Source organism: Pseudomonas sp. VA159-2 (assembly GCF_024126635.1).
GTDB lineage: Bacteria > Pseudomonadota > Gammaproteobacteria > Pseudomonadales > Pseudomonadaceae > Aquipseudomonas > Aquipseudomonas muyukensis.
In genome coordinates, this window is the sequence record NZ_JAMYBV010000018.1 from 67,592 (window position 1) to 92,645 (window position 25,054).

Annotated in this window: 31 protein-coding genes, 1 tRNA gene and 1 pseudogene; 28 read left to right on the plus strand and 5 right to left on the minus strand. The window is 63.9% G+C overall.

Features of this window, described 5'->3' with window-relative positions; translation table 11 throughout:
* Positions 1 to 3: 3 nt before the first annotated feature.
* The 26 genes and pseudogenes from NJG22_RS17755 to NJG22_RS17880 all read left to right on the plus strand — a co-directional run.
* On the plus strand, positions 4 to 147 hold the full coding sequence (locus tag NJG22_RS17755; RefSeq protein ID WP_217847499.1) for a hypothetical protein: 144 nt from the start codon (positions 4 to 6) through the stop codon (positions 145 to 147).
* The gene (locus NJG22_RS17760) at positions 144 to 1,370 is read left to right on the plus strand and encodes a phage portal protein (RefSeq protein ID WP_253096395.1); all 1,227 of its coding nucleotides are present in this window, start codon (positions 144 to 146) and stop codon (positions 1,368 to 1,370) included. The genes NJG22_RS17755 and NJG22_RS17760 overlap by 4 nt, the downstream gene beginning before the upstream one ends.
* Positions 1,371 to 1,373: 3 nt before the next feature.
* A complete protein-coding gene (locus NJG22_RS17765; protein WP_217847501.1) occupies positions 1,374 to 1,991 on the plus strand; it encodes an HK97 family phage prohead protease in 618 nt (205 codons plus the stop codon).
* Between the two features lie 15 nt (positions 1,992 to 2,006).
* A complete protein-coding gene (locus NJG22_RS17770; protein WP_253096396.1) occupies positions 2,007 to 3,233 on the plus strand; it encodes a phage major capsid protein in 1,227 nt (408 codons plus the stop codon).
* A gap of 14 nt (positions 3,234 to 3,247) precedes the next feature.
* Positions 3,248 to 3,631, plus strand: coding sequence for a head-tail connector protein (locus NJG22_RS17775; protein ID WP_253096397.1), 384 nt, complete (start codon positions 3,248 to 3,250; stop codon positions 3,629 to 3,631).
* Positions 3,628 to 4,002, plus strand: coding sequence for a head-tail adaptor protein (locus tag NJG22_RS17780; RefSeq protein ID WP_253096398.1), 375 nt, complete (start codon positions 3,628 to 3,630; stop codon positions 4,000 to 4,002). Before NJG22_RS17775 ends, NJG22_RS17780 begins: the two co-directional genes overlap by 4 nt.
* Positions 3,980 to 4,414, plus strand: coding sequence for a hypothetical protein (locus tag NJG22_RS17785; RefSeq protein ID WP_253096399.1), 435 nt, complete (start codon positions 3,980 to 3,982; stop codon positions 4,412 to 4,414). Before NJG22_RS17780 ends, NJG22_RS17785 begins: the two co-directional genes overlap by 23 nt.
* 9 nt (positions 4,415 to 4,423) lie before the next feature.
* Entirely contained in the window at positions 4,424 to 5,023 is a 600-nt protein-coding gene (locus tag NJG22_RS17790) for a hypothetical protein (RefSeq protein ID WP_253096400.1), read from the plus strand.
* Positions 5,020 to 5,199, plus strand: coding sequence for a DUF2635 domain-containing protein (locus NJG22_RS17795; protein ID WP_253096401.1), 180 nt, complete (start codon positions 5,020 to 5,022; stop codon positions 5,197 to 5,199). Before NJG22_RS17790 ends, NJG22_RS17795 begins: the two co-directional genes overlap by 4 nt.
* Complete coding sequence (locus NJG22_RS17800; RefSeq protein ID WP_253096402.1) at positions 5,196 to 6,692, plus strand: phage tail sheath subtilisin-like domain-containing protein; 1,497 nt, start codon at positions 5,196 to 5,198, stop codon at positions 6,690 to 6,692. Before NJG22_RS17795 ends, NJG22_RS17800 begins: the two co-directional genes overlap by 4 nt.
* Before the next feature lie 57 nt (positions 6,693 to 6,749).
* On the plus strand, positions 6,750 to 7,097 hold the full coding sequence (locus NJG22_RS17805) for a phage tail tube protein (RefSeq protein ID WP_253096403.1): 348 nt from the start codon (positions 6,750 to 6,752) through the stop codon (positions 7,095 to 7,097).
* Complete coding sequence (locus NJG22_RS17810; RefSeq protein ID WP_253096404.1) at positions 7,097 to 7,396, plus strand: phage tail assembly protein; 300 nt, start codon at positions 7,097 to 7,099, stop codon at positions 7,394 to 7,396. The genes NJG22_RS17805 and NJG22_RS17810 overlap by 1 nt, the downstream gene beginning before the upstream one ends.
* Before the next feature lie 129 nt (positions 7,397 to 7,525).
* Positions 7,526 to 9,667 carry a phage tail tape measure protein gene (locus tag NJG22_RS17815; protein WP_253096405.1) on the plus strand — a complete coding sequence of 714 codons (2,142 nt, stop codon included), beginning with the start codon at positions 7,526 to 7,528 and terminating at the stop codon, positions 9,665 to 9,667.
* Positions 9,664 to 11,013 (plus strand): DNA circularization N-terminal domain-containing protein, encoded by a 1,350-nt coding sequence (locus NJG22_RS17820; RefSeq protein WP_253096406.1) that lies wholly within the window; start codon positions 9,664 to 9,666, stop codon positions 11,011 to 11,013. The genes NJG22_RS17815 and NJG22_RS17820 overlap by 4 nt, the downstream gene beginning before the upstream one ends.
* A 4-nt stretch (positions 11,014 to 11,017) precedes the next feature.
* Positions 11,018 to 12,130: a phage baseplate assembly protein gene (locus tag NJG22_RS17825; protein ID WP_253096407.1), complete on the plus strand. Its 1,113-nt coding sequence runs from the start codon at positions 11,018 to 11,020 to the stop codon at positions 12,128 to 12,130.
* Between the two features lie 5 nt (positions 12,131 to 12,135).
* Positions 12,136 to 12,636 carry a phage baseplate assembly protein V gene (locus NJG22_RS17830; protein ID WP_253096408.1) on the plus strand — a complete coding sequence of 167 codons (501 nt, stop codon included), beginning with the start codon at positions 12,136 to 12,138 and terminating at the stop codon, positions 12,634 to 12,636.
* Positions 12,633 to 13,031, plus strand: a complete 399-nt coding sequence (locus NJG22_RS17835; RefSeq protein ID WP_253096409.1) for a phage GP46 family protein — start codon at positions 12,633 to 12,635, stop codon at positions 13,029 to 13,031. The genes NJG22_RS17830 and NJG22_RS17835 overlap by 4 nt, the downstream gene beginning before the upstream one ends.
* Positions 13,021 to 14,061, plus strand: a complete 1,041-nt coding sequence (locus NJG22_RS17840) for a baseplate J/gp47 family protein (RefSeq protein WP_253096410.1) — start codon at positions 13,021 to 13,023, stop codon at positions 14,059 to 14,061. The genes NJG22_RS17835 and NJG22_RS17840 overlap by 11 nt, the downstream gene beginning before the upstream one ends.
* Complete coding sequence (locus tag NJG22_RS17845; protein ID WP_253096411.1) at positions 14,052 to 14,648, plus strand: putative phage tail protein; 597 nt, start codon at positions 14,052 to 14,054, stop codon at positions 14,646 to 14,648. Before NJG22_RS17840 ends, NJG22_RS17845 begins: the two co-directional genes overlap by 10 nt.
* Before the next feature lie 5 nt (positions 14,649 to 14,653).
* A complete protein-coding gene (locus NJG22_RS17850; protein WP_253096412.1) occupies positions 14,654 to 16,108 on the plus strand; it encodes a hypothetical protein in 1,455 nt (484 codons plus the stop codon).
* 7 nt (positions 16,109 to 16,115) lie between these two features.
* Entirely contained in the window at positions 16,116 to 16,547 is a 432-nt protein-coding gene (locus NJG22_RS17855) for a phage tail assembly chaperone (RefSeq protein WP_253096413.1), read from the plus strand.
* Positions 16,548 to 16,589: 42 nt separating this feature from the next.
* Complete coding sequence (locus NJG22_RS17860; RefSeq protein WP_253096414.1) at positions 16,590 to 17,042, plus strand: structural protein P5; 453 nt, start codon at positions 16,590 to 16,592, stop codon at positions 17,040 to 17,042.
* Between the two features lie 17 nt (positions 17,043 to 17,059).
* Positions 17,060 to 17,536 carry a DUF2514 domain-containing protein gene (locus NJG22_RS17865; RefSeq protein WP_253096415.1) on the plus strand — a complete coding sequence of 159 codons (477 nt, stop codon included), beginning with the start codon at positions 17,060 to 17,062 and terminating at the stop codon, positions 17,534 to 17,536.
* A gap of 263 nt (positions 17,537 to 17,799) precedes the next feature.
* Positions 17,800 to 18,012, plus strand: coding sequence for a hypothetical protein (locus NJG22_RS17870; RefSeq protein WP_253096426.1), 213 nt, complete (start codon positions 17,800 to 17,802; stop codon positions 18,010 to 18,012).
* A gap of 164 nt (positions 18,013 to 18,176) precedes the next feature.
* On the plus strand, positions 18,177 to 18,395 hold the full coding sequence (locus NJG22_RS17875; protein ID WP_253096416.1) for a hypothetical protein: 219 nt from the start codon (positions 18,177 to 18,179) through the stop codon (positions 18,393 to 18,395).
* 631 nt (positions 18,396 to 19,026) lie between these two features.
* Positions 19,027 to 19,169: pseudogene (locus NJG22_RS17880) on the plus strand (DUF2514 family protein); the annotation flags it as partial.
* A gap of 39 nt (positions 19,170 to 19,208) precedes the next feature.
* Here the strand turns inward: NJG22_RS17880 and NJG22_RS17885 are convergent.
* Positions 19,209 to 19,526, minus strand: coding sequence for a hypothetical protein (locus tag NJG22_RS17885; protein WP_253096417.1), 318 nt, complete (start codon positions 19,524 to 19,526; stop codon positions 19,209 to 19,211).
* 689 nt (positions 19,527 to 20,215) lie between these two features.
* Between NJG22_RS17885 and NJG22_RS17890 the strand changes: the two genes are divergently transcribed.
* Positions 20,216 to 20,292: transfer RNA gene (locus NJG22_RS17890), tRNA-Val, on the plus strand.
* Positions 20,293 to 20,432: 140 nt separating this feature from the next.
* Here the strand turns inward: NJG22_RS17890 and NJG22_RS17895 are convergent.
* From NJG22_RS17895 to dkgB, 4 genes are read right to left on the minus strand one after another with little or no spacing between them, the layout of a single operon-like run.
* A complete protein-coding gene (locus NJG22_RS17895; protein WP_253096418.1) occupies positions 20,433 to 21,608 on the minus strand; it encodes an MFS transporter in 1,176 nt (391 codons plus the stop codon).
* The gene (locus NJG22_RS17900; protein ID WP_253096419.1) at positions 21,605 to 21,952 is read right to left on the minus strand and encodes an adenylate cyclase; all 348 of its coding nucleotides are present in this window, start codon (positions 21,950 to 21,952) and stop codon (positions 21,605 to 21,607) included. Before NJG22_RS17900 ends, NJG22_RS17895 begins: the two co-directional genes overlap by 4 nt.
* Positions 21,949 to 22,896 (minus strand): TIGR03571 family LLM class oxidoreductase, encoded by a 948-nt coding sequence (locus tag NJG22_RS17905; RefSeq protein ID WP_253096420.1) that lies wholly within the window; start codon positions 22,894 to 22,896, stop codon positions 21,949 to 21,951. The genes NJG22_RS17900 and NJG22_RS17905 overlap by 4 nt, the downstream gene beginning before the upstream one ends.
* Before the next feature lie 4 nt (positions 22,897 to 22,900).
* On the minus strand, positions 22,901 to 23,704 hold the full coding sequence (gene dkgB / locus NJG22_RS17910; protein ID WP_253096421.1) for a 2,5-didehydrogluconate reductase DkgB: 804 nt from the start codon (positions 23,702 to 23,704) through the stop codon (positions 22,901 to 22,903).
* A gap of 281 nt (positions 23,705 to 23,985) precedes the next feature.
* On the opposite strand from dkgB, the gene NJG22_RS17915 reads away from it, so the two are divergent.
* Positions 23,986 to 24,846, plus strand: coding sequence for an AraC family transcriptional regulator (locus tag NJG22_RS17915; protein ID WP_253096422.1), 861 nt, complete (start codon positions 23,986 to 23,988; stop codon positions 24,844 to 24,846).
* Positions 24,847 to 25,054: the final 208 nt, after the last annotated feature.

Consider the following 25,054-nt stretch of genomic DNA (forward strand, 5'->3'; position numbering starts at 1 on the left):
ACGATGAAATGGCTTCCTGAATCTATCGGGACGGCAGGCTTTTGCCTGTTCGTCGCGGGCCTCTACGTCCAGTTCGGGGCGGGGGTGGCCCTGATGGCCGGCGGCGGCCTGATGGTGGCCGCCGCCGCCAAGGCGGTGTGGCGATGATCCTGGGCGCGATGTTCGAGCAGCGCAGCAGCCTGGAAGCGCCCAGCACGCCGATGAACAGCAAGGAACTGACCGAATACCTGTTCGAAAGCCAGGGCATCAGCGTCAGCCCGGCTTCGGCTATGCGCCTGACGGCGGTGTATGCCTGCATCTACGTGCTGTCCAGCTCCATGGCCCAGCTGCCGCTGAGCGTGTTGCGCAAGGTCAACGGGCGGATCGAGGTGGCCACCGACCACCCGGCCCATTACCTGCTGCACGACGAGCCGAACACCTGGCAGACCTCCTACCGTTGGCGGGAAACCAAGCAGGCCCATGTGCTCGGCTGGGGCAACGGCTACACCCGAGCGGTGCGCAGTCGCCGCGGTGAATTGCTGTCGCTGGAAATGCACGAGCCGCAACACACCGAGCTGGTGAAGAACGGCAATCGCTGGGTGTATTCGACCCAAGACGAAGACGGCGCACCGCTGGCTGTGTCGCCCGAGGACATGATTCACCTGCGCGCCATCGGCTCGCACCGGCGCATGGGCACTAGTCCCATCCGGCAGAACGCCGACACCATAGGCCTGGGCATGGCCACGGTGCGCTACGGCAAGGAGTTTTTCGAAGGTGGCGGCCGGCCGACAGGCCTGGTCACCGTCAAGGAAGGAAAGCTTGACGACAAAAGTTGGGAGCGCCTGAAAACGGTGTGGCGTTCCGCCGTGGAACGGCTCAAACGTTCTGACAACAAGACGCTGCTGTTGCCGGCTGACCTCGATTACAGGGCGCTGACCATTGCCCCCGAGGATGCGCAGTTTCTCGAGACTCGCAAGCTGACCCGCAGCGAGATTGCCAGCATCTTCAACGTGCCGGCGCACATGATCAACGACCTGGAAAAGGCCACGTTTTCCAACATCAGCGAGCAGGCTATCCAGTTCGTGCGCCACACGGTCATGCCGTGGGTGAAAAACTGGGAGGAAGAAGTCAACCGCCGCGTCTTCACCCGCGCCGAGCGCATGGCCGGCTACTACGTCAAGTTCAACCTGGCCGGCCTGTTGCGCGGCACCCCAAAAGAGCGCGCCGAGTTCTACCGCATCGCCATTCAAGACGGTTGGATGAGCCGCAACGAAGTGCGCGTGCTGGAAGACCTCAACCAGCTGGAAGGCCTCGACTCGATGTTGCTCAACGTCAACACGCAGCTGCTCGGCGCCGATGGCAAGCCGTTACCCGTAACGACGCAGGAATAACCCATGAGTGAATTCGAACAACGCATGCTGCAGGCGCAGCATTGCGAGCTTCGTGCTGTCCAGCCGGATGACCAGGGCAGCGCACCGAAGATTGCCGGCTATGCCGCTGTCTTCAACCAGCGTAGCGACCTGCTGGGCGGCACCTTCGTGGAAATCATCGCCCCGGGCGCGTTCGACGACGTGCTCAATCAGGACACCCGGGCGCTGTTCAACCATGACCCGACCTACCTGCTGGGCCGCACGGCCAGCGGCACGTTGCGCCTGACCGTGGATGAACGCGGCCTGGCCTATGAAATCGACACGCCCAACACCCAGACCATCCGCGACCTGGTGGTCGAGCCGCTGCGCCGTGGCGACATGAGCGGCAGCAGCTTTGCCATGCGCGTGGCCAAGGGTGGCGACACGTGGCACGAAGAGAAAGACGGCCTGATCGTCCGCACCATTTTCAAGATCGCCGAGCTTCGCGACGTAGGGCCGGTGGCATTCCCGGCTTACCCCGACTCCAGCGCTGCCCAGCGCTCCCTGACTGCCTGGAAGCAGGCGCAAACCGAAGGCGACGAAGCCCGCGCACGTTTCGAGCGCGAGGCCCGCGAGCGCCTGCTTGACCTAACTGAACTGTGATCCCAAGGGGGAGCTATGACCCTGCAACAAATGAAAGAAGCCTATAACAAGCTGTCGGCCGAAATGCGCTCGCTGCACGACACCACCCCGGACGACGGCTGGACCGGTGAAGTACGCGCCAAGTGGGAGGGCATGAAAACCGACCTCAAGGCGCTCAAGGACAAGATCGAGCGCGAAGAAGAACTGCGCGCCCAGGATCAAAGCTTCGTCGAAAACCTCGACCGCGTCTGCCCGAACAACGCGCCGCAGAACGAAGCCGAAAACGAGCAGCGCAGCGCCTGGGATAACTGGGTACGTGGTGGCATGGAGGGCTTGAGCGCTGAACAGCGTTCCATGGTCCTGCAGATGCGCGCCCAGGGCACCAACCCGAGCGAGGCGGGCGGCTTCACCGTGCCGACCACCCTGCAGGCACGTGTGATTGAATCGCTGGTGACCTACGGCGGTATTGCTTCGGTGTGCCAGCTGCTGCAGACCGACAACGGCGCGCCTATCGCCTGGGCCACCAGCAACGGCGGCGAGGAAGAAGGCGAGCTGATCGGCGAGAACAAGGCCGCCGGTGAGAAAGATGTCGAGTTCGGCATTGGCACCCTCGGGTCGCACACCATCAGTTCTAAAATCATCCGCGTCTCTGAACAGTTGCTGCAGGACTCGGGCATCGACATGGAAGCCTTTCTGGCCGGTCGCATCGGTAAGCGTGTGTCACGTACCCGCAACCGCCTGATCGTCCAGGGTACCGGCGCCGGTGAAACCGCCGATGCGCCGGCGCAGCCGAAGGGCCTTGAATACTCGACCCCTCAAGGCGCCATGACGGCCAAGGCGACCAGCTTCACCTGGCAGGAGGTCAACAGCCTGATCCACTCCATTGACCCGGCGTATCGTGCGGCCGCCAAGTTCCGCTTGGCGTTCAACGACAAGACGCTGCAGGCGATGGAAGAGATGGTGGACGCCAACAATCGCCCGCTGTGGCTGCCCGGCATCGACAGCGACCGTCCGGCCACCATCCTCAAGCATCAGTACGTGATCGATCAGGCCATCGCCGATATCGGCGCCGGCAAGAAATTCATGTATGCCGGCGACTTCAACGAACTGGTGCTGCGCGCGGTGCGTAGCCTGACCCTCAAGCGCCTGGTGGAGCGTTACGCCGAGTACGGCCAGGTCGGCTTCCTGGCGTTCGTGCGCTTCGGCCTGGTGCTGCAGGACACGGCCGCCATCAAGCACCTGGTGGGCAAGACCGCTGCCTAACGGGAGGGCTGCCCATGCTGACGCTTGAACAGATCAAGAGCCATTGCAAGCTGGAGCTGGACGAAACCGAGGAAGACACGCTGCTGCAGGCCTACGCCCGCGCGGCGCGTCGCCAGGTGGAGAAGGACAGCGGCCGGCGGCTGTACTGGGTCCCGCTGCCGGCCGACGCGCCGGCAGACGCGACCGGCGATGAAGCCTACCTGCGTGGGCTGCTGCCGCTCGATGCGCCGGAGAACGCGTTACCCGTAACGGATGATGTGGAGCTGGCCATGCTGCTGTTGGTTGCTCACTGGCACCGCAACCGCGAGCCCGTCACCGAGTCGACCAGCAACGGCGTTAAGGCGATGCCGCTGGCCTATGACGCTCTCATGCAGCCTTACCGCTGGTTCACGCTGTGAGGGAGCCGGAAGCGGGCGAACTGCGCACCCGGGCGGTTGTGCGCATCCGCAGTGACACGCCAAAAGGCGCTGCAGGGCTCGAGTCGATTTTTGAACCGGTGGCCAGGCGCTGGTGCAAGATCGAGCCGTTAGGCACGGCCACCTACACCGGTTCGGTGCAGACCGGTACGACCATCACGCATCGCATCTATTGCCGGTTTGTGCGTGACCTAGACACGCGGCATGAACTGGTCGCCGGCGGCCGGGTGTTCCGCGTGAAGCGGGCCACCGGCATGCGCGGGCGGCAAGTGTGGTCGGTGATCGAGGTCGAGGAACTGCAGGCGGTGGATGCGCCGGCGGGAGGTGGTCGTGGCCAACTCCGTTTCGATTGACGGCTATTTGCATGTCGAGGGTTTCGACAAGTTCGACCAAGAGGCCTTCAACAAGCGGAAGATCCGCGCCGGCATGCGCAAGGTTGGCCAGCTGATCGCCGGCCGAGCGCAGATGAATCTGGCGCTCGGCGGTGGCCAGGAGGGCTACCCCGTCAACCGGACCGGGGCCACCACCGAGTCGATCAACTTCAAGCTGTCCAAGTCGGGCTTTTTGGTGCGGATTGCGCCCAACAAGACCGCGAGCATGAAGGAGTATTACCCGGCTTACCTGCACTACGGCGTTCGCCGCAAGAGTGGGGGCGGGTGGCGGATCAAGCCCCGCGACAACTACATGACTGACGCCCTGGTCGACAGCCGCGCCGAGGTGCAACGCATCCTGCAGCAGGCCTTTGCCGCCGCGCTGCTCAACTGAGTACCTGACATGAAAATCACGCCTGTGATCGAGCAGCTGCGCACCTATGCGCCCGGCTTCGAAGGGCGCGTGGCCGGTGGTCTGGATTGGGACCCGACCGCCGACAGCGCCAAGATGAAGCCCCCGGCGGCCTACGTGATCGCCGTTGGCGACTCGGCCGACGAGCCGGAATCGCAGAACGTTTACACCCAGGCTGTGCGCGACGCTATCGACGTGTGCGTTGTACTGCCGACCGACGATGAGCGCGGGCAATCGGTGGCTGACCCGCTGCACGACCTTCGCGCCCAGCTGTGGCGCGCCCTGGTGGGCTTTGAGCCCGACGACGAATCGGGGCCGCTGCTGTACGACGGCGGCCAGCTGCTGCTGATCGACCGCGAACGTGTGGTTTACCGCTACCGCTTCTATGCCGACTTCCAGCTCGGCCGCTGGGAGCAGACCGGCGAAGGCAAGCCGCAGACCTGGCAGGAATGGCAACTGGCCGGCCTGCCGGCCCTGGAAGGCATCGACACCCGTTTCGACTTCCTCAACCCCCTGAAAGACCCCAACGTTACGGCCCCAGGGCCAGACGGCCGGGTCGAGTTCATTACCCATGAGGACTTGAACCCATGATCACCATTCACCTCAAGCCGGCCCCGGGGCGCGATTGCCCGATGCCAAGCCAGCCGGGCCAGTATCTGCCCGCCGAGGGCGCCGCGGTTCCCCGTGACGCCTATTGGGAGCGCCGCATCATCGACGGCGACGCCCTGGAGCAGAAGACCAACACCCGGGGGAGCAAAGCGCGATGAGCGTTAGTTTCAGCAACATCCCCAGCGACATTCGTGTGCCGCTGTTCTATGCCGAAGTCGACAACTCCATGGCCAACAGCGGCGGTTCCAGCCTGCGCCGGCTGATCGTCGGCCAGGTCAACGACGACGCTGACAGCGACGAAATCGGCCGCCTGGTGCTGGTATCGAAGACCAGCGACGCCAAGGACATTGGCGGAACCGGCTCGATGCTGGCCGCCATGCATGCGCGCTGGCGGGCCATCGACGTGGCCGGCGAGGTCTGGTGCTTGCCGCTCAAGGTGACCACCGGCGCGACCGCGACCGCCACCGTTACCGTAACGGGCAGCGTGGCCACCGCCGGCCTGGTGAATCTGTACGTGGCTGGCCAGCGCGTGCGCGCCGATGCGGTGGTCGGGGCCTCGGCCGAGGCCGTGGCGGCCAGCCTGGCGGCAGCGGTCAATGCGGCTATCGACCTGCCAGTAACCGCCACCGCCGATGCCGGCGTGGTTTCCCTGCAGGCCAAGTTCAAGGGCGAGCTGGGCAACGATATCCAGGTGCAGCTGAACCGCCTGGGGCGCGCCAATGGCGAAACCACGCCGGCCGGCCTGACGGTGGTGGCCACTGCCATGACCAACGGCGCCGGCACTCCGGCCGTGTCGGCGGCCTTGGCCGCCCTGGGCGACGAAGCATTCGAGTTCATCGCCCAGCCCTGGAGCGATGCCGACACGCTGGACGCCTGGAAAACCGCGATGGACGACAGCGCGGGGCGCTGGTCCTGGGCGAAGCAGCTCTACGGCCATGTGTACAGCGCGCAGCGCGGCACGCTCGGGCAGCTGGTCGCCGCTGGGCGCCTGCGCAACGACCCGCACGTCTCCGTGCATGGTTTCGAGCGCGGTGTGCCGCAGCCCGCGTGGGAAGTGGCGGCGGCCTGGGCGGCGCGCACCGCTGTGTTCATCAGCGCCGACCCGGCTCGGCCGACGCAGACCGGCGCGCTGACGGGCATTGACCCGGCGCAGGCCAGTGACCGTTTCACCCTGGCTGAGCGGCAATCGCTGCTGACCAGTGGGGTGGCCACCGCCGTCTACAACGGCGGCAGCTACCGCATCGAGCGGGCCGTTACTACCTACCAGCGTAACGCCTACGGCCAGCCCGATGACTCGTACTTGGACAGCGAGACGCTGCACCAGTCGGCCTACGTGATCCGCTACTTGCGCAGCATCATCACCAGCAAGTACGGCCGTCACAAGCTGGCCAACGACGGGACGCGCTTCGGTCCTGGCCAGGCCATCGTCACACCGAAGGTGATTCGCGGCGAGCTGATCGCGGCCTATGGCGCGCTTGAGCGTGAGGGCATTGTCGAGAACGCCGAGGCGTTCAATCAGTACCTGATCGTCGAGCGCGACCCGAAGAACCCCAACCGCCTGAGTGTGCTGTTCCCGCCGGACCTGGTGAACCAGCTGCGCGTGTTCGCGCTGCTGTACCAGTTCCGCCTGCAGTACCCGGACGCGGCGTAACCCTCATCGTTCAACCCCAGCCCGCCCAGTGCGGGCTTTTTTATGGGAGTGCCCTTTATGGGTCAGAAAGTCGCGGGCACCTGTTTTATCAAGGTCGACGGCGATCAGCTGGTTATCACCGGCGGCGTGGAATGCCCGCTTTCGGACAAGAAGCGCGAAACCATCACGCGGGGCTACTTCAAGGAAGAAGACCTGATCCCCTACGTGGTGGTCGATGCGGTGAAAACCGCCAACTTCCCCCGGGCCAAGCTGGCCAACGGCATCGGCATGACCGTCACCGCCGAACTGGCCGACGGTTCGGTGTACGTGCTGAGCGGCGCGTACCTGGTGGACGAAGCAAAAGTGACCGGCGATGACGCCAAGGTCTCGCTCAAATTCGAAGGCATCCAAGGAGACTGGCAGTAATGACCACCGTAACGCATACCCTGCAAACCCCTATCCAAGCCCACGGCGAGGCGGTCACTGAACTTGAACTGCGTCGCCCGACCGTTCAGGAGTGTCGCGCAATCAAGGCACTTCCTTACATCGTGGGTGAAAGCGGCTACCCGATCATGGAAGTGGAAGCGGTCGCCAAGTACATCGCTGTGTGCGCTGGCATCCCCTCCAGCTCGGTCAACCAGCTGGAACTGAGCGACCTCAACGCCCTGGGCTGGCTGATCGTCAATTTTTTCATGGATCGCGGTTCGAATCAGTCGGCCAACTGACCGAGCTGGCCTATGACCTGGCGTGGTGGTGGAAAGCCACCCCGGGCGAGGTGCTGGGCTGGACCCTCGACACGGTGTTCGAGAGTGAGGAAAACGCGTGGCGCATCAACGCGCTGAATGGGGGAGGCGGTGGCGGATAAATTCCAACTCAAGGCGCTGATCACCGGCGTCGACAAGCTGTCGCCGGTGCTTAACGGCGTGCGCAAAAACGCCGCGGTGCTGCGCAAGCAACTGAACAGCTCGGGCCTGGGCAAGATCACCTTCGGCGAGGCCCTGCAGGGCGGGGCGATTGCCGCCCCGTTCGTCATGGGCGTGAAGGCGGCCATGGGCTTTGAGAGCGCCATGGCCGACGTCAAGAAGGTGGTCAACTTCGAGTCGCCGGCGCAGTTCAAGGCGATGAGTGATGACGTGCTGGGCTTGTCCGAGCGCCTACCCATGGCAGCCGAGGGCATCGCGCAGATTGTTGCCGCTGGTGGTCAGTCGGGCATTGCCCGGGAAGAACTGAACCAGTTCGCCGAGGCTGCTGTGAAGATGGGTGTCGCCTTCGACCAGTCGGCTGCCGAGTCGGGATCGATGATGGCCAAGTGGCGCACGGCCTTCAAGATGAACCAGGATCAGGTGGTCACGCTCGCTGACCAGATCAACTACCTGGGTAACACCGGGGCGGCCAGCACCGGGCAAATCTCCAACATCCTGACCGCCATTGGCCCACTGGGCGAGGTCGCGGGCGTCAGCGCGGCGCAGCTGGCGGCGATGGGCTCGACCCTGGCCGGCGTGGGTATCGCCCAGGACGTGGCCGCTACGGGCATCAAAAACTTCATGCTGACCCTGACCGCCGGCACGGCGGCCACCAAGTCGCAGAAGGAGGCTTACAAGGCCTTGCGCCTGGATGCCAACGAACTGGCCAAGGGCATGCAGAGCGACAGCGAAGGGACGATTAACCGCGTCCTACAGACGCTGGCCAAGGTCGAGAAAAGTAAGCAAGCGGCGGTGCTGACCAACCTGTTTGGCAAGGAATCCGTAGGGGCTATCGCGCCACTGCTGACCAGCCTGGGCACGCTGCAGCGCAACTTCAAATCGGTGGGTGACGAGAGTCAGTATGCCGGTTCGATGAACAGTGAGTATGCGGCGCGGGCCGCGACCACACAGAACGCCATGCAGCTGCTGCAGAACCGGGTCACGCGCCTGGGGATCACAGTCGGCAGCATGCTGTTGCCGCCGTTCAACGATTTCATGGCGACGGTGGGGCCGGTGATCAGCAGCGTGGCCACGCTGGCCGGTGAGCACCCTTGGCTGATCAAGGGGCTGCTGGGCGCGGCTGTGGGCTTTACCGTGTTGCGCTTGGCCACCGCGAGCGCCACGGCAGCCTTGGCGCTGATGAACGGCGTAGCGAGCATGAGTCCTATCGGCATCGTGGTGCGTGGCATCGCCATCGCCGCTGGTGTGCTGATTGCGAACTGGTCGACCGTGGCGCCGTACTTCCAAGCGGTGTGGGACAAAATCAAGGCCCCGGCTATAACGGTATGGGGCTGGATGAAAACCGCTTTCGCCTGGACCCCGCTGGGTCAGATCGTGGCGAACTGGGCGCCGCTGACGCAGTTCTTCGGTGCGCTGTGGGAGCTGATCAAAGCCCTGTCTGTGCCGTTCTTCGACTTCATGAAAGGGGTCTTTGACTGGTCACCGCTGGGCCTGATCGTCAAGCACTGGGAGCCAATCACCGGCTTTTTCAAAGGGCTGTGGGAGAAGCTTCGGCCCATCGTTGAGCCGATGATGAAATTCCTGGGCTTCGACAGTGAGTCGAGCGGCGACGGCGTGATCAGCGCGGCCACGGCCAAGGTCAACAACTGGGCCGAGCAACAGAAGGCGCGCAACGCCGCCGGCGAGCCGGTGCCGGGCGCCCTGGTCAAACCGATGGCGCAGCCGGTGCAGCTGATGCCAGAGGCCACCAGCGTGGCCAGCCTGCTGCGTGCGCCTGGGCAGGCCGGTGCAGGGGTGGCCTTGCCCCTGTCGGCTGCACAGGTCGCCCAGCACGTTCAGCCTCGGGCGGGCGAAAGTCTGACCCAGGGGGCCGCGTCACGCTCGTTGGCCGCTTCGCGCGGCTCCCTGGTGCAGCAGGCCGCCCAGGCCAGCAAAGCCCAGTTAGAGGGGCAAATGGTGGTGCGCTTCGACAACGCACCGCCGGGTATGCGGGTCGAGCAGGCCGACACCAATCAACCCGGGCTGCAGGTCAGTCCGCAGGTGGGTTACCGATCCCTGGGGAGGGCGTCATGAGTACCTGGCGGGATCAACTGCACCCGGCGTCATTCCGGGGCGTTCCGTTCCACGTCGACAGCGACAGCATGCCAGCAGGGCGGCGCACGCAGACGCATGAGTACCCGCAGCGCGACAAGCCGATGGTGGAAGACTTGGGCCGCGTCACGCGGGAAATCAAGCTTGCCGCCTTCGTGATCGGGGAGGACTGCTATTTCCAGCGTGACAACTTGCTCAACGCCCTGGACAAACCCGGGGCGGGCGAGCTGGTCCACCCCTGGTATGGCCGCCTGACGGTCACGGCCACGGCCTGCAGCGTGAGTCACGAGCGCCGAGAAGGCGGCATGGTCCGCTTTGACCTGGTGTTCGTGGAGGACGGCGAGAAGGGTTTTCCTGCCGGCGTGCCGAACACGGCGCGGCAGCTGGAAGACTCATCGGAAAGCCTGCTTGAGTCGGCGATTGCCCGCTACAAGGCCGCCATGGCGGTGGTCAACCGGGCGCGCCTGGCTGTGGTTGCGCTGCAGAATGGCGTCGCCGGTGTGCAAATGGCCATTGCATCGGAGCTTCGCCAACTGACTGGCCTGGTCAGTTCTGTGGAGGCGCTGGCCGACATGCTGATCAATGCCCCGGGCAACTTCGCGGCGATGATCCGAGCGCAGTTCGCCAGTGTCGGCGGCAGTTCGCGGTCGTCCGGCTATCGCTGGGGGCCGTCGAGCGGCGGCGGATCGGCCAGCCTGGAGGCCGACCCGGAGTTTGCCCGGACTGTCGCGGCGCTCCCTGACGCGACGCCGGAGTTTGTCAGCTTCGCCGAGTCCGGCCGGGCGATGACAAATCAGGTGGAGCAGGCGCGGCAGTTGGCGGCTGAGCCGCCGCCGGTGGGGGGCATCGATACGGCTGCCGTGGTCACAGCTGCCCGCGACCTGGTGCGCGATGCGCTGATCGTCCTGGCCGTGCGCGAGGCGGTAGCCATGCCCGTGGTGCAGGCGCCCGAGCCGCTGACCGGCTTTGCCACACTTGAGCAGCAGGTGGCGGCGCCGATCCAGCGCCCTGACGTGCCCGTTACCGCCGATGTTGTGGCGTTGCGTGACGCCTTGAGCGACGCCCTGTGGGTGGCCGCCCTGGCTTCACCGGTCGAGCACGTCGAGCGGCTGCAGGTCGTGCGCAGCCAAGTGCGGGCACATCTGACCGAAGTGGCCCGTGCCGGCGTGCGACTGACCGAAGTGGCCACGCGGGAAAGCCTGCCGGCGGTGGTGCTGGCTTACCAGCGCTACGGCGACGCCACCCGCGCCGAAGAAATCGTTACGCGTAACAAGGTGCAGCACCCGGGGTTTCTGCCCGTGGGTGCGCTGACCATCGCCCGAGAGTGAACCCATGGACAACCAAAATGCTGTCACGCTGAGCGTGAACGGCCTGGATTATCGCGGCTGGAAGAAAGTCAGCATCAGTGCCGGCATCGAACGCCAGGCCCGGGATTTCCGCCTGGGCGTAACCTGGAGCTGGCCGGGCCAGGTGCAGGACATCCCAGTGCGACAGGGCGACCGCTGCGAAGTACGGATCGGCGCCGACCTGGTGCTGACGGGCTGGGTGTTCGGCACGCCGATCAGCTTCGACGCCCGCAGTGTCGAACGCTCGGTCGCCGGCCGCTCGCTGACCGCCGACCTGGTGGACTGCTCGGCGGTGAACAAGCCCGGCCAGTGGCGCGGGCAGGGCGTGCAGAAGATCGTGCAGGCGCTGGCCGAACCCTACGGGGTGCGGGTGCTGAGCGAGGTGGCGGAAACCACCAAGCTGGCCGACCACCAGATAGAACCGGGTGAAACCGCCTTCGAGTCCATCGACCGCCTGCTGACGTTATCGCGGCTGCTGTCGACCGATGACGCCCGGGGGCGGGTGGTGATCATCAAGCCGGGCAGCGCCGGCCGCGCCATCGATCGCCTGGAACTGGGGCAGAACCTGCTGACCGGTAGCGCCGAGCTGGATTTCTCGGGGGTGTTTTCCGAGTACCGCGTCACTGGTCAGCGCTCGGGCACCGACACTGACTACGGCGAGGCGGCCAGCGAGGTGAAGGCCGGTGTCACCGATCCGCGCGCCTCACGGCGCCGGGTGCTGCTGATTCACGAAAGTGGCCAGATGACCCCAGAGCTGGCCCAGGCGCGGGCCAACTGGGAGCGCGGCAGTCGCATGGGTAAGGCGCTGACCCTGCGCTACAAGATTCAAGGATGGCGGCAGTCCAACGGCGCCCTATGGGTGCCGAACATGATCGTGCGCGTGGTCGACCCGCTGATCGGCATCGACCGCGACATGCTCATCAGCGAAATCGAATACGTGCTCGATGATGCCGGCACCGTGGCCAACATCGTGGTAGGCCCGCCGGATGGCTTCGACCCTGAGCCGAAAGACCCGCACAAGTCGCGCAAGCTCAAGAAGGGGGGCAAGGCCGACAACTTCGAATACCTGATCCCCGCTGACTGGAAGCCTGGCCAATGAGACCCATGAGAAATTTTCTCGCCCGGGGCGTGGTTGCCCTGGTCGATGCCGGCCGCAAGCTGCAGGGCCTGCAGATGCGCCTGACCGCCGACGAAGTGAAAGACGGCATGGAGCACTTCGAGCCCTACGGCTTTACGTCCAACCCGCTGCCCGGCGCCGAGGCCCTGGCGGCGTTCCTGGGCGGCGACCGTTCCCATGGGGTTGTCGTCTGCGTCGCCGACCGGCGCTTTCGCCTGCAGGCGCTCAAGAGTGGCGAGGTGGCCTTGTACACCGACGAAGGCGACCGCCTGCACTTCAAGCGCGACCGCGTGATCGAGGTCGAGACGCTGACGCTCAAGGTCAAGGCTGATACGGCGGTGGAGTTTGATACGCCGGTGATTCGCACCTCCGGCCGTATCGAGTCGGCCGGCGACCAGATCGCCGCCGGCGTCAGCCAGATCAACCACCCGCATGAGGGAGTGGCGAAAGGTAATCAGCAGAGCGGTAAGCCGGTGGTGACGGCATGACGCTGCTCGATGCTGAGTCCGAACGCGCCTGGCAGCGTGCCGTGGTGATCAGCCTGTTGACCTGGCGCCGCGCCGACGACGGCGATCTGCTGGACGACGACCAGCGTTACGGCTGGTGGGGCGATACGTTCCCGACCCAGGCCAATGACCGCATCGGCTCCCGCCTGTGGCAGCTGCGCCGGCGCACGCTGACCGACGACACGGTGCGCACCGCTGAGGCGTTCGCCCGCGAGGCCCTGCAGTGGGCGGTCGATGACGACCGGGTGAGCGCCGTTACGGTAACGGCGTCGCGCAAGGTCGACCGGCTCGATATGCGCGTGCTGGTCAGACTGCATGACGGCCCCGTGATCGATGTTCAACTAGACAACCTGTGGCAGGTGATCAATGCCGTTTGAAATCCCAACGTTGCCCGCCCTGGTGGCCCGGGCACAGTCCGACCTGGCCGGCGGTAGTGCTCTTGTTCGATCCGACGCCGAGGTACTGGCCCGGGTGCTGGGCGCGGCATCGTCCGGTCGCTACGGCCACCAGCGCTACATTGCCGACCAGATTCTGCCCGACACAGCTGACGATGAAACACTGCTGCGCATGGCCCGAGCACGGCTTAAACGCGGCCGCCTGGAGGCCGTGAAGGCGACCGGTGCGGCAGCTTTCACCGGCGCCGCCTCGGCGCTGCTCGATGCCGGCACGCTTCTGCAGCGCGATGACCAGGTGCTGTTCAGGGTGCGAGCTTCGGTCAAGCTGAGCAGCACCGAAGGCGTCGCCCAGGTGGAGGCCTTGGAGCCAGGCGAGTTGGGCAACACACCGGCCGGCACCCAACTGCGCCTGGTATCGCCGGTGCTGGGGATCAATGACACATTCACCGTGACGGCCCCGGGCCTGACTGGCGGCACCGAGCAGGAGAGCATCGAGGCGCTGCGTGCTCGGGTGATCCGCTCGTACCGGGTCATTGCCCACGGCGGCAGCAAGAGCGATTACGAGACCTGGGCGCTGGAGGTCGCCGGGGTGACCCGGGCCTGGGTGGTTCGGCACTGGGTCGGGCCGGGTACGGTGGGGTTGTTCTTCGTGCGCGACGGCGATATCGACATCATCCCGAACGCCGAGGCCCTGGCGGCCGTGGCGGCGTATATCGAGCAGGAGCGTCCCGTCACGGCCGAGGTGTATGTGCTGCCGCCGGCCGAGAAGCCGGTGCAATACCAGCTGTCAGTCACCCCGGACAGCGGCGCGGTACGCCGCGCCGTGGAAGCTGCCCTGGTGGACCTGCACAACCGTGAATCGGCGCTGGGCGCCACGCTGCTGGCCACCCACATAGCCGAGGCCATCAGCGGCGCCACGGGCGAGCGCGACCACAAAGTCATAGGGCCTGTGGGTGACGTGCAGGCCGCGCCCAATGAGCTGCTGACCTACGGGGGTGTGCTGTGGTCGTGAGGACGGTGCAGGACTACTACACCCACTTGTGCGCGCTGCTGCCGCCGGGGCCGGCCTGGGATCGTGAATTCAACCCCGGCGTCGACCAGGTGCTGCAGGCGGCGGCGCAGGAGCTGGCCACCGAGGATCGCCGCGCCGCCGACCTGCTGGCCGAGAGCGAACCCGCCACCGTGCGTGAGCTGGTCCCCGATTGGGAGCGGGTCATGCAACTCCCCGACCCCTGCATGGGCGCGTCGCCGGCCTTCGCTGATCGGCAACTGGCCGTGCGGCGCCGGCTGCTTGAAGTGGGCGGGCAGACGCCGGCCTACTTCGTTGAGCTGGCCTTTTCTCTTGGCTATCGCGATGCCCGCGTGGTGGAGCACCGCGCGCCGCGCTTCGGCCGAGCGCGCTTCGGCTCGGCCCGCTTCGGGACCTGGGCGGCACAGTTCATGTGGACCCTGGAGACAGGGCCGCGCCTGGCCCAGGGCAGCCGCTTCGGATTCAGCCAATGGGGCCAGACCTTCGGCGGTGCTGCCAACGGCGCACTGGAGTGCCTGGTCAGCCGTTCAGCCCCGGCGCACACCCTTGAAACCATTACCTACGGATAACGCTTATGGACTACCCGAAACGCATACCCAATGTCGGCCTGGTCGGCGGCAAGTTCGTGGACGAGAACGTCAGCACGGGCCTGCCTGGCTCGCTGATCCCGTCTGCCTGGGGCAACGCGGTCACTGACGAGCTGTTGGCCGTGATCAGAGCCGCCGGCATCGCGCCGAGCGAAGACAACAACGCGCAGCTGCTGCAGGCCATTCAGGGCCTTGCGGCCAGCGACGTGAAGCGCGCTGTGCGCGTGGCCACTACCGGGCCGATTGCCCTGTCCGGGCTGCAGACGCTTGACGGCGTGGCCCTGGTGGCCGGTGACCGGGTGCTGGTGAAAGACCAGGCCAACGCTGCGCAGAACTGGATCTACACCGCATCCGCCGCCGCCTGGTCACGTGCGCTCGACGCCAATGACGACGCCGAATGCGCCCCGGGGCATCTGATCATTGTGCAGGCCGGTACGGTTTATGCCGGCACCATGTGGCAATTGACCAACACCGAACCACCGCAAGTTGGTGCTACACCGCTGAACTTCCGCCTGCTGTTTGGCAAAACGGGAGTGGTGGCCGGTGACTATCGTCAGGTGTCTGTCGATGTCCTCGGGCGTGTGACCTCTGGTAAAAATCCTACAACTTTGGGCGGCTATGGTATTGCTGATGCCTATACAAAGACCGAAGTTGACTCCCTGACGAAGGATAAAGTTAATAGCCAGGATGTTTATTCTAAGCAGTACCTGGATTCAGAGCTTTCCAAGAAAGCAGGCAAAGCCACCACGTTGGCCGGGTATGGCATTACTGATGCCTTGCGGAGTGGGTTTACTGACCAGCACCCTATCTTTTATTCGAAAACCCCAGGGCCCAATTGGGAACCTTCTGTTTTTGAAGTGCGCGAAGTTGGATTGATTGCGAACGGCTCCAGAGACTGGAGTTATGCGCCCCGCCTCGCATTCCACTGGGCGAATGTTGCGGTAGGGCATTTGGGAATGGACGCTGATGGAGTCTTAAAGTGGAACGGGTCCAAGGTCTATACGGAGGCTAACTTTAACGCTGCGCCGCTATCTCAAGCCACGGAGTCCAATCAGGGCACGGCCAGGATTGCTACGATTGACCAAGTTATTGGCGGTGGTGATGACTCCGTCACTGTAACCCCTAGGAAACTTCGCTGGGGCTTCTCGGTAAGCCTTGCGCAAAACGGATATATTGCATTCCCGAGTTGGCTGGGTGGGCTTATTATTCAATGGGCCTATAGCGAGGAGTCGGGGTCCATTAATGATTATCGCTATTTCCCAATTGCATATCCTCATACCCCTATCGCAGCGTTCATCCAGCTGGCGCCCCAAACGACCGGCGGGTACGGCGGTAACCATGGAACAATATTGGGGGTAGTTGATAATAGCCGTTATGTCTGGTCCGCGGGCGGCGGCTTCGGCGGAGGTGGTTTCGGTTGGGTACTTTCGATAGGTTGGTAGGAAAAATATGACACAAATGATGAAATTCAGTGCGGTTACCGGTTGCTTCTACGATTTGAATGTTCATAGCGCTGTGCCAGACGATGCTATTGATGTCACGCATGACGAGTTTCAGGAGCTGACGAAGGGGCGGAACGCGGGCAAACAGATCGTGCTGGAGGGCGGCAAGCTAAAGCTGGCTGAGCGAGAGCTGTCACGTGAGGAGCGAGAGGTGAAGGAACGAGCTTGGCGGGACGCCCAACTGTCCCGGGTGCAGTGGCTGCGAGATCGGCACCGCGATCAGGTAGAGATAGACGCAACGCCTACACTCACGCCGGAGCAATTTAACAAACTGCTGGTTTACCTGCAGGCACTGCGCGACTGGCCCCAGTCAGAGCACTTCCCGAAGATCGACCACCGGCCTGTCGCGCCGCCCTGGATCGCCGAACAAACCCAATGAAGCCCCGCACTGACGGGGCTTTTTCTTGTCTGGAGAAAACCCATGACGCAATCCACCGCGCGCGGTGTACGCAACAACAACCCCGGCAACATCGACTACAACCCCCGCAACGCTTGGCAGGGCCAGCTGGGTGTCGAGGTGGGCGTGGCCAAGCCGCGCTTCGCCCGCTTCGACTCGCCCGAGAATGGCATTCGCGCCCTGGGCAAGCTGCTGCTGAACTACTGCGGCAAGGACGGCATGCCCGGGGTGGGCAAGCCGGGCATCGACACCCCCATCGAGTTCATCAGCCGCTGGGCGCCGTCGACCGAGAACAACACCACCGTCTACGCCCAGGCCATCGCCAAGCGTCTCGGCGTCGGCGTGCGCGATTCGATCGACATCCGCAACCCCCGCGTGCTGCGCGAGACCATCGTTGGCATCATCGTGCACGAGAACGGCGGCAACCCGTACAAGGGCGCAGTCATCGATGAGGGTGTGCGGCGGGCTTTGGCGTGAACGGCTGGGGCCTACGGGTGATCGCGTTGCTGGCCGTGGTCGGGTCGTACTGGCTCGTATACCAGCATGGGCGGTCAGTGGAGCGCGCAGAGGCCGCCGCAGCATCGGCGCAGCGGGACAGCGGCGATCGCTTGGCCGAGGTACTGGGCGAGCGCGGGGAGCGGGCAAAGGAACAACAGCGCGTCGACGCGCGAGAGGAGATGAGAGCACATGCTCATGAACAACAGGTGTCTGCCGATAACGATGCTGCTGTGGCTGATGCTGCTGGCCAGCGGCTGCATGACAAAGCCGGCAAGCTCGCTGCCACCGTCAGTTGCCCCGGCCAGGATCCCGCCATTACCGCTCGAGGCGAGGCAGCCCGCCGCGCCGCCATGGTGCTCTCCGACCTGCTCGCGCGGGCTGATGCTCGAGCGGGAGAGCTGGCAGCAGCTTATGACCGAGCACGAATAGCAGGCCTGGCGTGCGAATCGTCCTACGACCGTTTGGTGGAGTAGGGCGGCGGGGGCGCAAAAGAATGAACCCCGCTCTATGTCGCTGGGTCACTACAAGATCGTGATGTCCCCGGCGCAGTGCCGGTATGGGAGTGGTTATGCAAAGGAATGAGCTGAAGATAGAGGCCCAGTCGTGGGCTATGGTTGCGCTCTGGATCTGCGGTATTGCGCTGGCCACTTTGGCATGGCACCGCATGCTGACTTAAAGTGGTGCTCGTTGCGGCGCGCTTGAGCCTATACTGCCTTGGTCAATCCACCAGGGCGGTATCGTGAAGAGAACAATCGAAGGACTGATAAGTGCGGGCGAGCCGCTGATTCGCGAGGCTATTGCGGCTTTGCGCACCTATCACGACGCCGAAGCCGCCGGCGCGCCGCCTGAAGAGGTCGACCGCCTCCGGCTCATCGCCGAATCAGCGTTCCAGGCTGTTACCGACTACGAGCTTTACTCGCTTGGGCACCAGCCATTGGTCCGTCATTGACAGGTCTTTATGCTGCTGTTTTGCTTGGTTGCTCAATGTCTTGCCGATTCATGGACGCTCCTCCACGGTCGACCGTAGCCCTCTAATCCATACTGAGCTGAAAGATCCCATCGCTTAATGGGCCTGCTATACCTACCATAATCATCCTCGAGAAGGTGACGCTAATGCAGGATATGACTTTGGCTGATTGGGAAAAAATGGTCGCCTTGCCAAAGGGCTTGGATCAGTGCATTGATGAATACTATTGTGATTTGATTCGCACTGCGAATGATATGCTTCGCCAAGGGCTGGTTACTCGCGTGGAGTGGCATCGCCAGATTCAGCAAGCAGGCGATTGGTTGGTTGCTGCTGTGGAATACGAACAAGTTACCGGTCGACATTGAAGTTTAAGGGGGCGACTGGATCATTGAAGGTAAGGCGCTGGTGTGGCTTGTTCGCGGACGTTGGGATTAAGCAAGACGACGCAATCGTTGCTGGCTCAAAACCGACTACGGGCCGGAGACGGGCGCATGCTAGAGGCGATCGCTTTCGCCTGCCGACAAGGTACTTTGGCTACCCGTTCTGCGGCCTGCTGGTCGTCTCTCCTCGTTATACGCTTCGCTAGTCCTAGTGCAAATTCCATTTTGCCAGTGAGAGAACATCCGTGAAACAAGTGAGCCACGAAGAAGTAGCCACCGGTGAGTTGATCGTACGTTCAGCGCTGGAGGCCTTACGCGCCTACCACGCCGCAATGGACGATGGTGCTCCGGCCGAAGAGGTAGAGCGTTTGCGGCGCTCGGCGGATATAGCTTGCCGAGCTGTATCAGACTTCCGGCGAACTATGTTGGATAAACAGCCTCTGGTTAGTCACTAAACGAATTCCGCCAGGCGGTACCGACCTGCGCAAGACTGACAGCCTTGAGGTGAAGGTGCGGGCGCTGCTGGCCGAGCGCCGTCAGCGCATCGGCTACGAGCGGATGCACGAGGCATCAGTCGGCGCCTGCCGATAGTGGTGCTGCTGGCCGGCGACTGCGCGAGGCAGCCCGCCGCGCCGCCATGGTGCTCTCCGACTTGCTCGCACGGCTAATGCTCAAGCGGGAGAGCTGGCGAAAGCTTATGACATTGCCTGGATCGCCGGGCAGCAGTGCGAGCACGAATACGACGCGCTGACCGAGTAGTTGCGCGGATTCGTCCTCTCGATAAAGTCCAGTACGTCCTTATTGTTGAAAGGTCTCGCAACGTTCAGTTGAAGACGTGAGGTAAGTACTGGGCGTATTGGCTTCCCCAAATCCGTGCAGCAGGCTAATAGCGATCCGTCCGCCACCCAGGTTAGTGAATACGATGTTGCGAGCATGCCTGTAATCGTTGTTCTTGTTTTTGTTGACTGTGAAGGTGGCTTTGCCCTGATCCCAGCAGGCTACCGCGAAATCATGGTCCGAGGAGCCAGGGACGGCGAATTGCGATGGGGCCGCCTCGGAGTTGGCTACGTAGGAGGTCATGCCGATCAAGGCTAGGGAGTAAATGAACTTCTTCAAAACGCATTTCCTTGTGGGTTTACTGTCTCCACACATTCTAAGCTTGCGCAATGTCGAAGTGCCACTATTGTTTTCTCCTGCCCCCCCCGTCGCGAAGGTCCTCTGGTATCGGCGGCTTACGCTTGCCGATGGACGCAAGACTCGCGTCATGCGCCACAGAATTGAAAGCCTCGGTTTCTTGGCGCGGACGACGTGTGGAATATTATTTACGCGGCTCTATTTGCAAAACCCCTCGCTAACTTATTGATTCTTATGGGCTAGTTTTGGCTTTTTTCAGGTCGTCAGCGCTCTAAATAATTCCATTTAAATCAACGGCTTATGAGGTATTCAGCCACCACCTTGACATGGTGGGGGTCGTTGGTTCGAGTCCAATTGTGCCTACCAAACATCGAGAAGGGCGACCCGCAAGGGTCGCCCTTTTTGCATTCTGCCCCTGCGCACTTCCCTGTAGGAGCGGCCTAGCGTCGCGAAAGGGCTGCAACGCAGCCCCGGGGCCTCGGCGTCAAAGCACAAATCGACGGGGCCGCTGCACGACGCTTTCGCGACGCAAGGCCGCTCCTACAAGGCTGCGAGATTCCACGGACCAGCTGAGCAGAGCTGATGTGAAGCTTTTGCGCAAAGTTTTTGATTTTTTTGAAAAAAACGCTTTACAGGTGTGCATTCGATGTCTAATATGCGCCCCACACGACAGGCACATAGCTCAGTTGGTTAGAGCACCACCTTGACATGGTGGGGGTCGTTGGTTCGAGTCCAATTGTGCCTACCAAACATCGAGAAGGGCGATCCGCAAGGGTCGCCCTTTTTGTTTATTCAGCCTGCAAGGCCTTGGCTCAGCGCCTGTAGGAGCCGGCTTGCCGGCGATGGGCTGCAAAGCAGCCCTGATTGACGGGTGTCAGCCGCTGTCGCTTATCCAGCTACCTTGCCCAAGGCTTTGTCGCTGGCCTTGCCGCGCCCTCCCAGCCAGACCAGCAGCAACCCTGCCGCCGCCAGCAGGCCGCCGGCCATCGGCACGGCAGCGTAGCCCAGGTTCAAGCTGATCACCGCGCCACCCAGCGCCGCGCCCACGGCGTTGCCCAGGTTGAACGCGCCGACGTTGATCGACGAAGCCAGGCCAGGCGCTTCGATAGCGGCGATCATCACCCGCATCTGCAGCGGTGGTACCACGGCGAAGGTGAACACGCCCCATACCAGCAGGGCGATCGCCGCGCCGACATGGCTGCCGAGCACCAACGGCATCAACAGCATGATCACCGCCAGCGCCGCCAGGAAGATCCGCGCCGCGCCATCCAGCGACCAGTCCGCCAGCTTGCCGCCCAGGCTGTTGCCGAGGGTGAAGCCAACCCCGATCAGCACCAGGCCAAGGGTGACGAAGGCATCCGAAGCGCCGGTCAGTTCACCGAGCACCGGGGCGACATAGGTGTACAAGGTGAACATGGCGCCGGCGCCGAGCACCGTGGTAGCCATGGCCAGCAGCACGCTGGGGCGGGCGATGACCGCCAGTTCCCGGCGCACATGCGGCACCTGGCCGGGTTCGCCCTTGGGCAAGGCATACCACAGCGCGGCGATGGCCAGCAGGCCAAGCACCGAGGTGCCGGCAAACGCCATGCGCCAACCGACCTGCTGGCCGAGCCAGGTGGCCGCCGGCACACCACCGATGTTGGCGATGGTCAGGCCCATGAACATGGTGGCCACGGCGCTGGCCTGTTTCTCCTTGGGTACCACGCTGGCGGCCACCACCGCGCCCAGGCCGAAGAACGCGCCATGGTTGAGGCTGGTGATCAGCCGCGAGGCCAGCAGGGTGTAGTAGTCCGGTGCCAATGCCGAAAGCAGGTTGCCGACAGTGAAGATGCCCATCAGCATCATCAGCGCCGCGCGTTTGCCGAAGCGGCTGAACAGCAGGGTCATGATCGGTGCGCCGACCATCACGCCGATGGCGTAGGCGGTGATCAGCATGCCCGCGCTGGGGATGCTGGCATTGACGCCTTCGGCGATCACCGGCAACAGCCCCATGGGGGTGAACTCGGTGGTGCCGATACCGAAGGCGCCGATGGCCAGGGCAAACAGGACGCGTCCGGGCTTCATGGCGCGCGCTCCGGGTTGTCCAGCGCGGTCAGGGGGCCTTGCATGCGGTAGAAGGTCAGGTCGCTGGCGGTGAAGAACGCTTGCGAGTGGCCTTTGCCGAAGTCATCGACATGCACCACGGTGGCGCCGTCGGCTTCTTGCCAGGAGATCACGTAGACGCCGTCGGCGATCTGCCGCCATTGGCATTCGGCTTCGCCACTGGCACCGGCATAAGGGCCGGAGACGATGGCATAGCGGATGTGCCGGCCGTCGTCGGAATAGATGTTGTGCGCGGCCAGGCCGTCGTACTCGACCTGGAAGCTGCGGCCCGCGAAGGCCGGCAGTGGGGTAGGGGTGGCGCTCATTTGCAGGTCTCCGGCAGCGCATGGGTATGGAATTGAGGTAGCACGAATTCGCCGATTTCGCGCAGGGTTTCGTCGAGCGGGCGCACGTTGCGGCGCAAATGCAAGCCGACATGATCGACACCGGCGGCGCGCAGGGCCTGGAGTTCGGCGATCAAGGCGTTGCGCCCACCGCGAAACCCGAAGCGCCAGCGGCGCAGGGGTTCATCGGCGCGCTCGGCCAGGTCCAGGTGGATGAAACTGCTGTATGGCTTGCCGCCGGCCACCGCGCGCCAGGCCGCGACACGGCGCTGGTGATCATCGGGGGGGGCCGGGTAGGCCAGGCAGCCGTCCATATTGTCGCCGATCCACGCCGGGCTCTGCTGCGCCAGGCCCGCCACCAGCAACGGCAGCGGCGTGGTGGTCGACGGCAGCACGGCCAGGCCTTCGGGCAGGTGCCCGTTGGCGCCGTCGCGCAGCAGGGCGACCTGCTCGCGGAAGGACTGGCCACGCCCCTCGAAATCCCGGCCGAACAGCGGGTACTCCACTGGTCGGTCACCGCTGGCCACGCCCAGCAGCAGGCGGTTGCCCGACAGGCGCTGGACGCTGGCGGCCGACTTGAGGGTCAGCAGTGGTTCGCGAATCGGCAGCACCACCGCGGCGGTGCCGAGCAGGATCTGCTCGGTCACCCCGGCCAAGTAGCCGAGGTAGCTGAACACCTCGAACACCTGGGCGGCGTCGCCGAACGACGGGTCATACAGCGGCACGTCGCGGATCCACAGGGCGCGAAAGCCCAGGCGGTCGGCGAGCTTGGCCAGGTCGGCGTGCTGGCGCAGGTCTGGCTCGCCGAACTGGCGGCCGTCGCGGCGCCGGGCCTGGTCGCCGGCCGGGGTCCAGTCGTGGTCCAGCGGTGCTTCCAGGCCGATGCTGAAGCCACCGGCGGTCAGGCGTTCGAGGGGCGTGGTCATGGCATCAATCCCAGATTGGCGCCAGGCCGTCAGGGCTGACTTCGCGGCCGTTGCGTTCCAGGGTGGCGATGCGTGCCATGTCGTCGGCATCCAGGCGCAGGTCGCGGGCAAGCAGGTTGCTGGCCAGGTTCTCGCGCTTGGTCGACGAAGGGATCACCGCATAGCCCAGTTGCATGGCCCAGGCCAGGGCAACCTGGGCGACGGTGGCCTTGTGCTTGGCGGCGATCTCGGCCAGTACCGGGTCCTTCAGCACCTTGCCGTAGGCCAAGGTCATGTAGGAGGTGGTGGTGATGCCGTGTTCCTTGAGGAACGCGGTCAGCTTGCTGTTCTGCAGGTACGGGCTGAGCTCGATCTGGTTGGTGGCGATCTCGCCTTTGCCGACCACCGCGATGGCCTGGCGGGTCAGTTCGATGTTGAAGTTGGAGACGCCGATCTGGCGGGTCAGGCCCAGCTTCTTGGCTTCGGCCAGGGCCTCCATGTACTCGGCCAGTTCAACGCCATTGCCCGGAGCTGGCCAGTGGATCAGCAGCAGGTCGACATGGTCGGTGCGCAGTTTCTGCAGGCTGTCGCGCAGGCTGGGGATCAGCTTGTCGGCAGCGTAGTTTTCAACCCAGATCTTGGTGGTGATGAACAGCTCGCTGCGCGGCACGCCGCTCTCGGCGATGGCCTGGCCGACATCGGCTTCGTTCTGATAGATCTGCGCGGTGTCGATGACACGGTAGCCCAGCTCCAGGGCCGACTTGACCGAATCGATGACGGCCTGGCCGGTGAGGCGGAAGGTACCGAGGCCGAAGGATGGAATGCTCATGGATCTACTCCTGGTGGGGGATGAGGTGAACGAACCTGAAACAGTGTGGTATGGGTTCGAGCCAGTGAGCGAAGTTTGCGGGGTTCCCGGGGTTTGATTAAGACCTCGGCGGGCCAAGGTCATTTGACCTGGAGTCATGAATGTATTGGTGGGTTGTGATCAGCGTGGGGCAATAGGCGGGGTAGGCCCGTTGCCATGTAACCGTTGAGCAAACGCGGCTAGGCGGGTATGAGAGGGAATCGACGAAACTGTGCTCGAGCGCATTTCCAGGAGCATCTGCTTTGCCAGTCAACGCCCGCTATCAACAGCGTTTCGACGCTGTGCTCGCCTATATCGAGGGCAACCTTGAGGGCGACTTGTCGGTGGACGCCTTGAGCGCCGTGGCGCATTTCTCGGCGTTTCATTTCCATCGGCAGTTCAGTGCCTATGTCGGCGTGCCGGTGGCGCGCTACGTGCAACTGATGCGTTTGCGCCGGGCGGCCCATCGACTGCTCGGCGAGCCTCGACACTCGGTGCTGGAGGCCGCCCTGGCCGCGGGCTTCGAGAGCCCCGAGGCATTCAGCCGGGCTTTTCGCCGGGCTTTCGGCCAGGCGCCGGGTGCCTTTCGCCGCCAGCCCGACTGGCAGGTATGGAATTCGGTGTTCGCCATTCCCTATTTTTCCAGGAGCATCACCATGCAGGTACGAATCGTCGAGTTCGCCGCCGTCCGTCTCGCCGCGCTGGAGCACCGCGGGCCGCCCAACCAGGTCAGCGAGACCGTGCGCCGCTTCATTGACTGGCGCACCCGCAGCGGCCAGTCACCCGTGGCCAGTAGCCGCACGTTCGGGATTCCCTTCAACAACCCCGATACCACCGCCCCCGAGGATTTTCGCTTTGCCGTTTGTGGCGAGATCGACCAGGCCGTGGCGGCCAATGCCCAGGGCGTGCATGAACTGAGCTTGCCGGCCGGGCGTTGCGCGGTGGTGCGGCATGTGGGGTCGCCGGATCACATCGGCGAGACGATCTACCCGATCTACCGTGACTGGTTGCCCGATAGCGGCGAGGAACTGCGCGACCAGCCGCTGTTCTTTCACTACCTGAGCATCTATCCGCAGACGCCGTTGGAGCAGTGGCAGACGGACATCTATGTACCGTTGCGCTGAGCGCAGGCGGGCTCGGTGGGGCGGTTGGCTTGCCGCGGCCTGTCAAGCTGGTGCGATTGCTGTGGGGGTGGGGGCGGTGAGTACCGGTACCGCCGGTGTCAGGTGTCGCGCGTCTGGTTCGCCAGCAAGGCTGGCTTGTATGGTAGGACTTGAAGGGAGGAGGAGGGACAAAGTTGGCTTCTGACTGTTAGCGCAGTACAGACCGTAG